The organism is Sphingomonas sp. SORGH_AS_0438 (assembly GCF_031453475.1).
Classification (GTDB): domain Bacteria; phylum Pseudomonadota; class Alphaproteobacteria; order Sphingomonadales; family Sphingomonadaceae; genus Sphingomonas.
In genome coordinates this window covers 3,768,641-3,782,650 of the sequence record NZ_JAVIZS010000001.1, presented here as the reverse complement: position 1 = coordinate 3,782,650, position 14,010 = coordinate 3,768,641, and the positions used below count along the sequence as shown (strand labels likewise).

11 protein-coding genes are annotated in these 14,010 nt (G+C 67.7%); 4 read left to right on the top strand and 7 right to left on the bottom strand.

What is annotated here, in order from left to right; all coding sequences use genetic code 11:
• The first annotated feature begins 10 nt into the window (after window positions 1-10).
• Window positions 11-1,780: a glycogen debranching protein gene (locus tag QE452_RS17800; protein ID WP_405052814.1), complete on the top strand. Its 1,770-nt coding sequence runs from the start codon at window positions 11-13 to the stop codon at window positions 1,778-1,780.
• A complete protein-coding gene (treA, locus tag QE452_RS17795; RefSeq protein WP_309660009.1) occupies window positions 1,777-3,327 on the top strand; it encodes an alpha,alpha-trehalase TreA in 1,551 nt (516 codons plus the stop codon). The genes QE452_RS17800 and treA overlap by 4 nt, the downstream gene beginning before the upstream one ends.
• A gap of 18 nt (window positions 3,328-3,345) precedes the next feature.
• Here treA and QE452_RS17790 read toward each other — a convergent pair whose 3' ends face one another.
• Complete coding sequence (locus QE452_RS17790; protein WP_309660010.1) at window positions 3,346-3,843, bottom strand: hypothetical protein; 498 nt, start codon at window positions 3,841-3,843, stop codon at window positions 3,346-3,348.
• Window positions 3,844-4,120: 277 nt separating this feature from the next.
• On the opposite strand from QE452_RS17790, the gene QE452_RS17785 reads away from it, so the two are divergent.
• Together QE452_RS17785 and QE452_RS17780 are read left to right on the top strand one after the other, a co-directional pair.
• On the top strand, window positions 4,121-7,108 hold the full coding sequence (locus QE452_RS17785) for a TonB-dependent receptor domain-containing protein (protein WP_309660011.1): 2,988 nt from the start codon (window positions 4,121-4,123) through the stop codon (window positions 7,106-7,108).
• 103 nt (window positions 7,109-7,211) lie between these two features.
• The gene (locus tag QE452_RS17780) at window positions 7,212-8,489 is read left to right on the top strand and encodes an aspartyl/asparaginyl beta-hydroxylase domain-containing protein (RefSeq protein ID WP_309660012.1); all 1,278 of its coding nucleotides are present in this window, start codon (window positions 7,212-7,214) and stop codon (window positions 8,487-8,489) included.
• Window positions 8,490-8,496: 7 nt separating this feature from the next.
• Here QE452_RS17780 and QE452_RS17775 read toward each other — a convergent pair whose 3' ends face one another.
• The 6 genes from QE452_RS17775 to QE452_RS17750 are packed head-to-tail and all read right to left on the bottom strand — an operon-like array spanning window position 8,497 to window position 14,008.
• On the bottom strand, window positions 8,497-9,954 hold the full coding sequence (locus tag QE452_RS17775) for a sulfotransferase (RefSeq protein ID WP_309660013.1): 1,458 nt from the start codon (window positions 9,952-9,954) through the stop codon (window positions 8,497-8,499).
• Window positions 9,955-10,010: 56 nt separating this feature from the next.
• Window positions 10,011-10,433: a cytochrome o ubiquinol oxidase subunit IV gene (gene cyoD / locus QE452_RS17770; protein WP_309660014.1), complete on the bottom strand. Its 423-nt coding sequence runs from the start codon at window positions 10,431-10,433 to the stop codon at window positions 10,011-10,013.
• Window positions 10,430-11,104, bottom strand: coding sequence for a cytochrome (ubi)quinol oxidase subunit III (locus QE452_RS17765; RefSeq protein ID WP_309660015.1), 675 nt, complete (start codon window positions 11,102-11,104; stop codon window positions 10,430-10,432). The genes cyoD and QE452_RS17765 overlap by 4 nt, the downstream gene beginning before the upstream one ends.
• Window positions 11,101-13,149, bottom strand: a complete 2,049-nt coding sequence (cyoB, locus tag QE452_RS17760; RefSeq protein ID WP_309660016.1) for a cytochrome o ubiquinol oxidase subunit I — start codon at window positions 13,147-13,149, stop codon at window positions 11,101-11,103. The genes QE452_RS17765 and cyoB overlap by 4 nt, the downstream gene beginning before the upstream one ends.
• On the bottom strand, window positions 13,146-13,655 hold the full coding sequence (locus QE452_RS17755; protein WP_309730456.1) for a cytochrome ubiquinol oxidase subunit II: 510 nt from the start codon (window positions 13,653-13,655) through the stop codon (window positions 13,146-13,148). Before QE452_RS17755 ends, cyoB begins: the two co-directional genes overlap by 4 nt.
• Window positions 13,652-14,008, bottom strand: coding sequence for a hypothetical protein (locus QE452_RS17750; protein ID WP_309730454.1), 357 nt, complete (start codon window positions 14,006-14,008; stop codon window positions 13,652-13,654). The genes QE452_RS17755 and QE452_RS17750 overlap by 4 nt, the downstream gene beginning before the upstream one ends.
• Window positions 14,009-14,010 lie beyond the last annotated feature (2 nt).

Here is a 14,010-nt window from a genome sequence, read left to right as displayed (position 1 = left end):
CGCGCATCCGGTGGAGGGCCGCACCCGCTTCGCGGTGCGTGCGCCGGATGCGTCGATGGTGATGCTCTGCCTGTTCGGCTCCGGCGGCGAGCGTCGCGTGGCGATGATCCGCCATGACGACCAGTGGCGCGCCGATGTGCCGGGCGTCGGCCCGGGCGACCGGTACGGCTATCGCGCCGATGGCCCCGCCGCGATGGGCTTCGACCCTGCGAAGCTGCTGGTCGATCCCTATGCGCTCGAACTCGACCGCCCCTTCGCCTATGATCCCCGGCTCGGTCAGCGCGGCGTCGACACGGCCGACCTGGTGCCCCGCGCGATCGTGCCGGTTCCCTGGACCGACGATCCGCTGCCACCGCGCCGCTTCTGCCCAGGCGGTTTCATCTATGAGCTGAACGTGCGCGGGTTCACCATGCGCCATCCCGAGGTGCCCGCCGAACAGCGCGGCACGATCGCGGCCTTGGCGCATCCCGCCGTCATCGCCCATTTCCGCCGGATCGGCGTCGACGCGATCGAACTGATGCCGATCGTCGCCTGGATCGACGAGCGGCATCTGGGGCCGCTCGGCCTGACCAATGCCTGGGGCTATAATCCGGTGGCGATGATGGCGCTCGATCCGCGCCTCGCCCCCGGCGGCATGGACGAACTGCGCGCCACGATCGCCACCTTGCGCGAGGCCGGGATCGGCGTGATCCTGGACATGGTGTTCAACCATAGCGGCGAGAGCGATCTCGCCGGCCCGACGCTGTCGCTGCGCGGCCTCGATCCCCTATCCTATGCCCACGCCCCGGACGGCAGCCTGATCAACGATGCCGGCACCGGCAACACGCTGGATTTCGGACGGCCCCATGTCCGCACGCTGGCCCTGGACAGCTTGCGCCACTTCGCGCGCATGGGGGTAGAGGGATTCCGCTTCGACCTTGCCCCCGTCCTCGCCCGCTCGCCCGGCTTCGACCCGCAGGCGCCGATCTTCGCCGCCATCGCGGCGGACCCGGTGCTGTCGACGCGGATCATGATCGCCGAACCCTGGGACATCGGCCCCGGCGGCTATCGGCTGGGCGCGTTCCCCGACACCTGGCTGGAATGGAACGACCGGTATCGCGACGATGTCCGCCGCTTCTGGCGCGGCGACCTGGGCGTGGGCGCGCTCGCCACGCGGGTCGCGGGATCGTCGGACCTGTTCGGCCGCTCCGCCCACACCCGCAGCGTCAACTTCATCAGCGCGCATGACGGCTTCGCGCTTGCCGATGTGGTCAGCTATTCCGGCCGCCACAACCAGGCCAATGGCGAGGAGAATCGCGACGGCCATGCCGAGGAGGTCTGCTGGAACAACGGTGTCGAGGGGCCTAGCGACGATCCCGACATCCGCCGCCGCCGCGACGCCGATATCCGCGCGCTGCTCGCCACGCTGTTCGCCTCGCGCGGCACGGTGATGCTGACCGCCGGCGACGAGTTCGGCCGCAGCCAGCGCGGCAACAACAACGCCTATGCGCAGGACGAATTGTCCTGGCTCGACTGGACCGGGCGCGACACCGCGCTGGAGGAATTCGTCGCGCGGCTGGCCGCGCTGCGCCGCGCCGGGCCGTTCGCCGACCAGCATTGGCTGGCACAGGCCGACTGGCGCGACCTGAGCGTGCGGCCGATGACGCCCGAACGCTGGCAAGCGGCGAACGGCTTCGTCCTGCGCCTGCCGATGGGGGCGGAGATGCTGACCGTGCGGGTCGACCGCGACGAACGCCGCGTCACCTTGGCCCGCAGCACCCTGTTGGAGAGCCGCCCGTGAGACGTGGCCTGACCCTTGCCGCCGCCGCCGGCCTGATGGCCGTGTCCCCCGCCACCGCCCAGACCAGCCCGACCGCCATGCCCCCCTCGCCCGCGCAGATCTTCGGCCCGCTCTACCAGGCGGTGGAGATGCGTCGGATCTTCCCCGATTCGAAGACCTTCGCCGATGCGGTGCCGAAGCGACCGGCCGCCGCGATCATGGCCGCCTATCGCGCCTGCGCCTGTGACGACGATGCGGGCCTGCGCCGGTTCGTCGCGGCGCATTTCGCGCTCGCCCCCGACGCCGCGCCGCGCCCGCAGGAAAAGCTGCCCCTGGTCGCGCATATCGACCGGCTGTGGCCGCAACTGACCCGCACCACGCCGACCGTGCCGCCCGGCGCCTCCGCCCTGCCGCTGCCCCGCCCCTATGTCGTGCCTGGCGGACGCTTCCGCGAGATGTATTACTGGGACAGCTGGTTCACCATGCTGGGCCTGCGGGCCTCGGGGCAGCAGCGGCTGGTCGAGGACATGATTGTCGATTTCGGCAGCCTGATCGATCGCTACGGCCATATCCCCAACGGCACGCGCAGCTATTATCTCAGCCGGTCGCAGCCGCCCTTCTTCTACCTGATCGCGGCCATGTCCCGCGACCCCGCGACGCTCGCCACCCGCACGCGCCAGCTCCGCGCCGAGCATGACTGGTGGATGCGAGGGGCTGAGGGACTGCCCCCCGGCGGCGAACACGCGCGCGTCGTGCGGCTGGCCGACGGCACGCTGCTCAATCGCTATTGGGACGATCGCGACGACCCGCGCGACGAAAGCTATCGCGAGGATGCCGAACTGGCGGCGGCGACGCCGGATCGCGATCCGCGCCAGCTCTATCGCGACCTGCGCGCGGCGGCGGAAAGCGGCTGGGACTTTTCCTCACGCTGGCTGGGCGACCGGCGCGCGCTGGCGACGATCCGCACGACGCGGCTGCTGCCGGTCGACCTCAACAGCCTGATGGTCGGGATGGAACGCGCGCTGGCCGACCAGTACCGGGCGCTGGGCGACCGCAAGGCGGCCGACGCCTTCGCCCGACAGGCCGAGGCCCGCGCCGCCGCGATCCGTCGCTGGATGTGGAACGGCCGCTTCTTCGCCGATTACGACCTGGACGCCAGGACGGTGTCGGACCAGCCGACCGCCGCCATGACCTTCCCCCTGTTCACCGGCATCGCCACGCCCGACCAGGCGCGCGGCGTGGCGGCGGCGCTGGCCCCGCTGATCGGCGAGGGCGGCGTGCGCACCACGCTGGTCGCCTCGGGCCAGCAATGGGACGATCCCAATGGCTGGGCGCCGCTGCAATGGACGGCGATCACCGGCCTGCGCCGCTACGGCCTGGTCGCGCCGGCCGAGCGGATCAGGGCGGGCTGGCTTGCGACGGTGGAGCGCGAATATGCCGCCTCGGGCAAGCTGCTGGAGAAGTACGACGTCACCGAGCGCAAGCCCGGCGGCGGCGGCGAATATCCGACGCAGGACGGCTTCGGCTGGACCAACGGCGTGACGCGGGCGCTACTGGCGGAGCGCTAGGCGCATCCGCCCCCGGCGTCAGCGCAACCGGCGCACGCGCACCGCGCGTCGTCCCGGTGCGTTGGCGACATAGCTGCCCAACGTCCCGGCCTTGATCGTCACCTCGTCGCCCTTGCGGAGCGGCACCATCACGGCCTCGGTCGAATCCCATGATCCGCCCCCCTCGACCCGGAACCGGAACAGGCCGCCAGGCAAGCTGCTGACCTCCTCGACGCGGCCGACAAGCTGACGCAGCGGCTCGTCATCCTCGCCTTGCCCGAACAGGCGGATCGACGGCAGCGAGAAGCCGAACAGCGACCGCTTCGCCTGTCGGACCTCGGCCCGATTCAGCACCACCACATCCTTCCTGCGACGCGCGTCGTCGAGGGAGGCCGCCGCCCGATCGAAACAGGCCAGCCGCTCCGCATCGGCAGCGATCCGCCGGCACGCCGTCAATTGATCGAACGCGCCATCCGCGGACGACGGGGCCGGCCCTCCCTGCACGACCAGAGCGGCCGCCATGACCATGTTCAGCATGCGCACCCTGTTGTCACTGCGGAAATTGCGATTGTGGCAGAATTACTCACCAAAACCGCCGTCATCATGACACCTTCGGAGTATCATAGCAAATTCAATTAGGTAAGCGTGCGTGTCTTAGTTGCCCAAACGCAACACAAATTTGCTTTTCTGCTGCACGATTTGAATGAGAAATCGACAACATCAGCGCTTCGCGTATGTTTTCAGAATCCTAGCGTCATAAGCTCGCAGGTGATCGTCAGTTCCAGATCGACGGTAAAAAGGGATCCAAATTTTGATGCGCAATCCATTCCGCTCGCGCCTGCTGCACACGACGCTGATCGTCGGGTCCGCGGCATTCGCTTCGCCTGTCATGGCGCAGACCGCGCCCGCGACCCAGGAAACGCAGCAGCAGGCCACCGATGCCAACACGCCGGCCCCGGCCGACCAGGGCGGCGACATCGTCGTCACCGGTACGCTGATCACCAACCCGAACCTCGTTTCGTCGAGCCCGGTCAACACGGTCTCCGAAAACGAACTGACCCTGCGCAACATCACCAATGTCGAGCAGATCGTGCGTGAACTGCCGGGCGCGGTGCCGGGCATCGGCGCGGCCGTGAACAACGGCAATGGCGGCTTCTCGACCGTCAACCTGCGCAACCTCGGCGCCAACCGCAACCTCGTGCTGCTCGACGGCAACCGCCTGGTGCCCGCGGCGGCCGGCGGCACGGTCGACCTCAACAACATCCCGGCCGCGCTCGTGCAGCGCGTCGACATCCTGACCGGCGGCGCGTCCACCTCTTATGGCGCCGATGCCGTCTCGGGCGTCGTCAACTTCATCACCAAGCGCGATTTCGCCGGCGTGCAGGCTTCGGCCAGCCAGCAGATCACCGAGCGTGGCGACGGCAACATCTTCAACTCGGACCTGACGATCGGCGCGAACTTCGACGACGGCAAGGGCAATGCGGTGGTCAGCCTCGGCTATCAGGAAGCCGACGCGCTCTATCAGGGCGATCGCGACGTTTCGCTCTTCACGATCGGCTCGACCAGCGGCGTCGCCTCCGGCGCGTCGCCCACCTCGGTCCCGACCGGCGTGGATTTCGGTGCGGGTCAGCTTCAGCTGAATCCCAGCAGCACCGCGTTGGTCTCGGCCTATGCGCCGTTCAACTTCAGCCCGTACAACATCTTCCAAACGCCGTTCAAGCGTTACAACATGTACGCGGCTGCGCATTACGAGATCTCGGACAACCTCGAAGTCTATAGCCGCGGCCTGTTCTCGAAGAACACGATCGACACCATCATCGCGCCGTCCGGCATCTTCGGCGAGTCGCTGACCATTCCGGGCAACAATCCCTATCTGTCGGCTGGCCTGCGCGATCAGATCTGCACCCTGAACGGCATCGCCCTGGGCGCGACCTGCAACAACAACAGCGCATTGCCGCTGCCGGCGGTGTACCGCCGCACGGTCGAGATCGGCCCGCGCATCTCGCGCTACACCACGCAGATGTTCGACTATAAGGCCGGCCTGCGCCTGAAGTTCTCCGAACACGCCAAGCTGGACGTGTCGGGCGCGTATGGCGAGAGCGATCTGAACCAGACCCAGTCGGGCTATGTGCTCAGGTCGCGCGTGCAGCAGGCGTTGAACGCCAACAATACCACGACCTGCACCGTCACCACCAACAACTGCGTGCCGCTCAATCTGTTCGGCCAGGCCGGCTCGATCACCCCGGAACAGGCTGCGTTCCTGAACGGGCAGAGCACGATCCAGATCCAGACCGCCCTGTCGCAGGCACGCGCGGTGCTGAACGGCGATTTCGGCACGACCCTGCCCTGGGCGAGCGAGCCGATCGCGTTCGCGGCCGGTGGCGAGTATCGCAAGTACACCTATCGTCGCATCCCCGATGCCTATGCGCTGTCGCCGGGCGAGCTGGGCGGTGCGGGCGGCGCCATCCTGCCCTTCTCGGGTGGCTATGACGTGCGCGAAGCCTATGGCGAAGTCATTGCCCCGCTGGTCGCCGACAAGCCCTTCTTCCGCGCGCTGACGCTGGAAGCCGGCATCCGCTACTCGGACTACAAGGTCCAGGCCGCCAACAATCCGAGCTTCAACGCCACCACCTGGAAGGCCGGCGCAAGCTGGGAGCCGTTCGCGGAGCTGAAGTTCCGCGGCAACTATCAGCGTGCGGTCCGCGCGCCGAACATCGCCGAGCTCTTCACGCCCAGCGTCACCAGCCTCGACAACCTGCTGGTCGATCCCTGCGCGGGCGCGGCACCGGTCGGCAATGCCAACCTGACGCTCGTCTGCCGCAACCAGGGCGCACCCGCCGCGGCGATCGGCCTGATCCAGAACCCGGCCAGCGGCCAGGTGAACGTGACCGGCGGCGGCAATCCGAACATCCGTCCGGAAACCGCCGACACCTATACGCTGGGCGTCATCATCCAGCCGCGCGGCCTGGTGCCGGGCCTGAGCGTTGCGGTCGATTACTTCAACATCAAGGTCAACGACGCGATCACCTCGGCCACGCCGAACGACATCCTGGGTGCCTGCTTCGGCAACAACCCGGCGACGGTCACCGCCGCGCAGGCCGCGTCGAGCGCCTGCACCTCGATCCGCCGCAGCACGGTCAACGGCCGTCTGAGCGGTTCGTCGGCCACGGTGCCGGGTCTGCCCCAGCCGCTGACCAACAACGGCCGCCTGGCGACCGACGGCATCGACCTGAACGCCAACTATGCGCGTAACTTCGGCGAAGTGGGGCTCAACCTGAGCTTCCAGGGCACCTGGACGAACAAGAACACCTTCCAGGCGTCCAGCACGTCCTACGCGCGCGACTGCGTCGGCTATTACAGCGTCAACTGCGGCTCGATCCAGCCGGAATGGGCCTGGAACCAGCGCACCAGCCTGACCTTCGGGCCGGGTACGCTGTCGCTGCTGTGGCGTCACATCGGCGCGGTCCAGTATGAGGGCCAGGCATCGGACTTCGCGGCCCGTGGCTTCACCGCCACGAACCGCAACCTGTTCAACGGCACGATCACCGGCCCGAGCCCGCTGGCGGGTCGGAGCTACAACTTCAACCGCATCGGCGCGTACGACTATTTCGACCTGTCGGTGCAGTTCGATGTCACGGACAACTTCACCTTCACGGTGACGGGCCGCAACATCGGCGACCGCAAGCCGCCGGTGGTCGGGTCCTCGGCCGGTGCCACCGCCTTCAACAGCGGCAACACCTATCCGTCGACCTACGACGTGCTGGGTCGTTCGTTCGCCGTGGCCGGCAAGCTGCGCTTCTAAGCACGGCACCAGCGATGGTATCGAGGAAGGGCGGCCCGCTGGGTCGCCCTTTTTCGTAGGGCCGTTGGTGCCTTCCTTTTCCCATCCAGGACGGAGCGTCCGAATGCCTCCCCTTCCCGCATCGGTTCAACAGCGTATCGCCGCCGCCGGGCAGGCCCGCCAGCGCGGCGCGCATGACGAGGATCGCCGCCTGCTCGACGAGGCGCTCGCCCTGGTCCCCGATCATCCGCAGGTGCTGAACGCGCGTGGGATGCGCGCGCTGGCCGATGCGGATGCGGCCATGGCGGCGCGCTGCTTCGCCACCGCCGCCGCACAGGACGCGAACCAGCCGATCCTGTGGATCAACCTGGCCACCGCCCACCGGCTGGCCGGCGACGATGCCGCGGAACGCAAGGCCCTGGAAGAGGCCCTCGCCCTCGACCGGCGCAATCTGACCGCCCAGTTGCGCCTGGCCGAACTGCACGAACGCCGCGCCGAGACGGTGGAGGCGATCCGCTGCTGGAGCGCGGTGGTGCAGATCGCCGCCCTGCTACCGGAGCGCAGCCCCGCCATCGTCGAGGCCGTCGCGCGTGGCGAACGCTTCCTGGCGGAACAGACCCGCGCTCTGGGGGACCGCATCGCGCAGAGCGTGCCCGGACTGGACGATGCCGCCAACGGGACGGCAGGCGCGCGCCGCTTCGCCGCCTGCGTCGATACGCTGCTCGGGCGGCGGCGCATCTACAACAATCACTGCGCCGGCCTGCATTATCCCTTCCTGCCGGCGGTGGAGTTCTTCGATCGCACGCTCTTCCCCTGGTTCGAGGCGCTGGAGGCGCGCACCGCCGCGATCCGCGCCGAGGCGGAGACGCTGTTGCGCGAGGGCGTGCCCCATATCCGCCCCTATGTCCGGCAGGAGGCGGGCACCCCCGTCAATCCCTGGTCGAAGCTGGACCATGACCTGGCCTGGAGCGCCTGTTTCCTGTGGGAATATGGCGTTCGCAACGACGCCGTGTGCGAACGCTGCCCGGAAACCGCGGCCGCACTGGCGGCGATTCCGCAGAATGACAGTCCCGGCAAGGCGCCGACCGCCTTCTTCTCGATCCTGCGACCCGGTGCGCATATCCCGACGCATACCGGCGTCACCAACACCCGGTCGATCGTGCATCTGCCGCTGGTCGTACCCGAGCGATGCCGTTTCCGGGTCGGCGGCGAGACGCGCGCCTGGCGCGAGGGCGAGGCCTTCGCCTTTGACGACACGATCGAGCATGAGGCCTGGAACGACAGCGACGACCTGCGGATCGTGCTGATCTTCGACATCTGGAACCCCTATCTGGAGGCCGAGGAGCGTTCGATGCTGAAGGCGCTGTTCCACGCCACGGGCCAGGGCACGATCGCGCCCTGAACGTGGTTCAGGCCATGCCGTCGAGCAGGTCGCCCAGTTGGTCGCGGAACGCCGCCAGCGGCCCGGCATAATGCCGCCAGCGGTTGACCGATCGCTGGTGCAGCGGCTGGCGGACCTGCCACACGCTCGCCGTGCGCACGATCGCATCGCCCCGCTCCGGCGCCAGCACCGCCGGGTCCCAGGGCAGGCCGGCAAAGTCCGTCAGCGCGCGCATCGCCGGCTCGGGGTCGGCGACCAGGGCCTCGTATGGAATCTGGTGGATGTCCCCGGGATAGCTGCGTTGCCAGTGATCCATCAGGCGGCGGCATTGCCGGTAGTAATGCGCGGCATCGCCCAGGTCATGGCCGTAGCGGATATGATCGTCGAAATAGAGGAACCAGACCGACAGGATATTGTCCAGCGGCTGCCGCACGGTGTGGACGATCCGCGCATCGGGGAACATCTGCTTGATCAGCCCGACATGCAGGATGTTGTCGGGCCGCTTGTCGGTGATCCGCAGCGTTCCGGCGGGCGGCCGCACCTCCGCCCGGTAGCGATCGCGCAAGGCGGTGAGCCGCTCCTCGTCCAGCGACGGTAGCGTGCGGGGGTAGCCCGGGATCGCATGGGCCAGCGCCGGGATGACCTCCAACTCGCCGGCCGCATGAATCATCGGATGGCGGCCCAGCATCTGTTCGGTCAGGGTGGAGCCCGAGCGGAACATGCCGCAGATGAAGATCGGCGCGACCTCCGCCTCCGGGCGAGCCTGCGCCCGCCCCGGCGTCGCCGCGATCAGGTCGTCGGTCAGCCGTTCCTGCGCGGCGCGATCATAGCGGAGGCGGGGGTCGCTGGCCTGCGCCGCCGTCCGGTTGGCGACGGTGAAGGCGGCGAAGGCGGCGTCATAATCCTCCAGCGCATCCAGCGCCGCGCCCAAGGCGAAGCCCATCTCTGCCGCCGCCACCGGTGACAGGCCGGGCCGCGCGAGCAGGTCGCGAAGCTGGTCGACCGCGACGGCCGCCCGGCCCTGATGGATGTCGATCATCGCCAGCCGCGCCCGGGCCCGGCCATTGCCGGCGTCGATCGCCAGCGCCTGCCGATAGGCCGCTTGCGCCTCCGCCGCCGCGCCGCGATCTTCGTACAGATTGCCCAGGTTCAGCCAGGCGGGCAGCAATGCCGGCGCGGAGGCCAGCGCCAGCCGCAATTCCGCCTCCGCCGCCTCCGGCCGATCACAATGTTCGGACAGGATGACGGCGCGGTTCAGCCGCACCTCTTCGGGCCGATCGATGCCAGCCGCGATCGCCCGGTCATAGGCATGGAGCGCCGCGTCGAAGTCCCGCGCGCATCGCAACAGATAGCCGAGATTATACCAGTCGTCCGGTCCGCCCCGTATCTTTGCCAGCAATGCGCGATAGGCCTGGATACCGGCATCGACGCGCCCTTCGCTCAAGGCCAGGATCGCACGGCGGCGAAGATCGGGTTCCGCAGTCATAGGCGATGGTCATGCAAGCCGCCGCCGGGGGGATCAAGCCGGGTCCGCTCCCCCGCCTAGCGCTGCATGTCCATCACCACGCTCATCGGCATCAGATTATGATCCAGATGGCGCATGATCCACAGGCTGCCGACCAGCACCAGCGCGACGATCAGTACGCCGAACGCCAGCGCCAGCACGTTGTTGGTATTGTCCGGCCCGGTGGTGATGTGGAGGAAGAAGACCAGATGGACGCCCATCTGCGCCACCGCCAGCGCGATCAGCGCGACCGGCACGGCGGGGCCGAAGATCGCATGGCTGCCTGCCGCCCAGAAGGACGCCGCCGTCAGGATCGCCGCCAGCAACAGGCCGACGCCATAGATGCCCACGGCCTTGCGCACATCGGTCTTGGCCTCGCTCTCCTGTTCGCCCGGCGCGGCATGGCCATGGCCCTGCCCGGCCGTCCGCGTGTCGTCGACATGGCTGTGTTCGTCGCTCATGCGCCGCCGGCTCCCATCAGATAGACCACGGTGAACAGCGCCACCCAGATGATGTCGAGCGCGTGCCAGAACAGGCTGAAACAGGCGATCCGCCGCAGGATATCGTCACGGAATCCCTTGGCCCATACCTGCGCCATCATCGTCGTCAGCCAGACCAGGCCTAGGGTGACATGGACGCCGTGACAGCCGACCAGCGCGAAGAAGGCCGACAGGAAGGCGCTGCGTCCCGGCCCCGCCCCCTCGCCGATCAAATGCGTGAACTCGTAGAGCTCGCACGCCAGGAACGCTGCGCCGAACAGCGCGGTCGCCGCCATCGCCACCTGGAACCAGCGGGTCGACCGCTGCACGGCCGCGATGCCCGCCAGCCCGCAGGCGAAGCTGGAGAGGAGCAGCAGCACCGTCTCGGCGGCGACCAGCGGCAGTTCGAACACGTCCGTGCCGGTCGGGCCGCCGGCGGTCGCGCCGACCAGCACCGCATAGGCGGCGAAGAAGCCCGCGAACATAATGAAGTCGGACAGCAGGAAGATCCAGAAGCCATAGGCGACGACGATCCGCTTGGGCGCCGGCCCCTGCTCGCTGATCGGCACCGTGCCATGGCCCAGCCGATTGGGATCGCCCTTCCCGCTTGCCGACGGGGAGGACGGGCTGGGGGCAGTGGTCGCGGCGCTCATGCCGGGCGCTCCATCGGAATGTCGAGCAGCCGGGCCTTGGCCTCGCGCCGGTCACGGTCGATCGCCTCCGCCTCCTCGGCGGTGACCTGATATTCCGCCTCGTCGCGCCAAGCGAAGACGACGAAGGTCGCCCAGGCCCCCAGGAAGCCCAGGATCACCAGCCACCAGATATGCCAGACCAGGGCAAAGCCCATCGCGGTCGCGAAGAAGGCGGTGATGATCCCGGTCGGGCTGTTGCGCGGCATTTCGAAATGATCGTAATCGGGCAGGTCGCTCAGTTGCCGGCGGTCGCGGGCGCTGGACTTGATGTCCCAATAGGCTTCCTCGCCCTCGACATGCGGCAGCGCCGCGAAGTTGAAGGCGGGCGGCGGCGAGCTGGTGATCCATTCCAGCGTGCGGCCATCCCAGGGATCGCCGCTGGCATCGACCAGATGCTCGCGATTCCGGATCGATACCCAGATCATGCGGATCTGGCAGGCGATGCCGCACAGGATCAGCAGCGCGCCGGCCCCCGCCGCGATCAGCCAGGGCTGCCAGCCGGGCACGTCATAATGTTGCAGCCGCCGCGTCATCCCCATCAGGCCCAGCACGTAGAGCGGCATGAAGGCCAGGTAGAAGCCGGTGATCCACAACCAGAAGGCGCGCTTGCCCCAGGTTTCGTCCAGCGTGAAGCCGAATGCCTTGGGCCACCAATAGGTCGTTCCCGCGAACGCACCGAACAGCACGCCGCCGATGATGACATTGTGGAAGTGCGCGACCAGGAACACCGAATTGTGCAGCACGAAATCGGCCGGCGGCACCGCCAGCAGCACGCCGGTCATCCCGCCGATCACGAAGGTGACCATGAAGCCGATCGACCAGAGCATCGGCGTGGTGAAGCGAATCCGCCCGCCATACATGGTGAACAGCCAGTTGAAGACCTTCACCCCGGTCGGCACCGCGATGATCATCGTCGTGATCCCGAAGAAGCCGTTGACGTCGGCGCCCGCCCCCATGGTGAAGAAATGGTGCAGCCAGACCATGAACGACAACAGGCAGATCACCATGGTCGCCAGGATCATCGAGCGATAGCCGAACAACGGCTTGCCCGAGAAGGTCGACACCACTTCGCTGAAGATGCCGAAGGCGGGAAGGATCAGGATATAGACTTCCGGATGACCCCAGGCCCAGATGAGGTTGACGAACATCATCTGGTTACCGCCGGCCTCGTTGGTGAAGAAGTGGAAGCCGAGATAGCGGTCGAGCGTCAGCATCGCCAAGGTGGCGGTCAGGATCGGGAAGGCGGCGACGATCAGCAGGTTGGTGGCCAGCGACGTCCAGCAGAACATCGGCATCCGGGTATAGCCCATGCCGGGCGCGCGCATCTTCAGGATCGTCGTCACCAGGTTGACGCCGGACAGAAGCGTGCCCACTCCCGATATCTGGAGCGCCCAGAGATAATAGTCGACGCCGACGCCGGGCGAGAAGCGCAACTCGCTGAGCGGCGGATAGACCACCCAGCCGGTCTTGGCGAACTCGCCGACCACCAGGCTGACATTGACGAGCAGCGCGCCCGCGGCGGTCAGCCAGAAGCTGACCGAGTTGAGCGTCGGGAAGGCGACGTCGCGGATGCCGAGTTGCAGCGGCAGCACGAAGTTCATCAGCCCGATCATGAACGGCATCGCCACGAAGAAGATCATGATCGTGCCGTGCGCGGAGAAGATCTGGTCGTAATGTTCCGGCGGCAGATAGCCGGGGCTGTTATAGGCGATCGCCTGTTGCGAGCGCATCAGCAGCGCATCGGAAAAGCCGCGCAGCAGCATGACCGCCGCCATCGCGCAATACATGATGCCGATCTTCTTGTGGTCGACGGAGGTGATCCACTCCTTCCACAGATAGGGCATATAGCCCCGCTTCCACGCCCAGCCCAACGTCGCCAGCACCACCGCGCCGACCAGCCCCGCGGCGACCAGGGGCAGCGGTTCGGAAAAGGGAATGGAGTCCCAGCGCAGCTTGCCGAAAATGGGCGAGATCTGCCCCGTCTCCACGGATTGCAGCCGGCTCAATGCTTCGACTCCCGGCCGCTCTTGGCGGTTTCGCGCACCGGCGCGCCGCCATTGGCGACGATCCGGTCGTAGAGGCGCGGCATCACCGCGCGGAAGGTGACGGGCTGGGCGAGGCTGTCCGCCTCGGCCAGGCGCAGGAAGGTCGGGCCGTCGAGCACCGGCCCCTGCCCGCGCGCGGACGCCGCCCAGCGCTGGAAGGCGGCGGGCGGCACCGCATCGACGAAGAAGGTCATGTCGGCGAAATGCTCCCCGCTATAATGGGCGGACAGGCCGCGATACCGGCCCGGCCGGTCGGCCTGGAGGTGCAGCTTCGAATCCATTCCCGACATGGCGTAGATTTGGCTGCCGAGCTGCGGCACGAAGAAGCTGTTCATCACCGTGCCGCTGGTGATGCGGAAGTTGATCGGCGTCCCGACGGGGACGACCAGCCGGTTGACGGTCGCGATCCCCTGTTCGGGATAGATGAACAGCCATTTCCAATCGAGCGCGATTACCTGCACCGTCACCGGGCGCGGACGCGCGATTCGAGCGGCTTTTCCGGGGCGAGCGCATGGCTGCTGGTCCAGGTCAGGCCGGCGAGGAAGATGATGACCAGGGCGGGCACCGACCAGACGAGCAGCTCGATCTTGCCCGAATAGGTGAAGTCGGGGCGGAATTTGGCGCGGGCATTGCCGGCGCGGAACCACCAGGCGAAAGCCAGGGTCGCCAGGATCGTCGGCACCACGATCCCCAGCATGATGATCAACGCATTGACCAGCACCGTCTTGTTGCCCGCCGCCACCGGACCGGCGGGATCGAGGATGCCGGATGAACATCCTTGGAGCACCAGTAACGGCGCGGCCAGCATGGCCCTCGACAAAG

Bases quoted from the DNA above. Each gene is read 5' to 3' on its own strand.
- QE452_RS17790 (WP_309660010.1), bottom strand. From the start codon at position 3,843: ATGCTGAACATGGTCATGGCGGCCGCTCTGGTCGTGCAGGGAGGGCCG.
- QE452_RS17775 (WP_309660013.1), bottom strand. From the start codon at position 9,954: ATGACTGCGGAACCCGATCTTCGCCGCCGTGCGATCCTGGCCTTGAGC.
- QE452_RS17785 (WP_309660011.1), top strand. From the start codon at position 4,121: ATGCGCAATCCATTCCGCTCGCGCCTGCTGCACACGACGCTGATCGTC.
- QE452_RS17780 (WP_309660012.1), top strand. From the start codon at position 7,212: ATGCCTCCCCTTCCCGCATCGGTTCAACAGCGTATCGCCGCCGCCGGG.
- QE452_RS17765 (WP_309660015.1), bottom strand. From the start codon at position 11,104: ATGAGCGCCGCGACCACTGCCCCCAGCCCGTCCTCCCCGTCGGCAAGC.
- cyoD (WP_309660014.1), bottom strand. From the start codon at position 10,433: ATGAGCGACGAACACAGCCATGTCGACGACACGCGGACGGCCGGGCAG.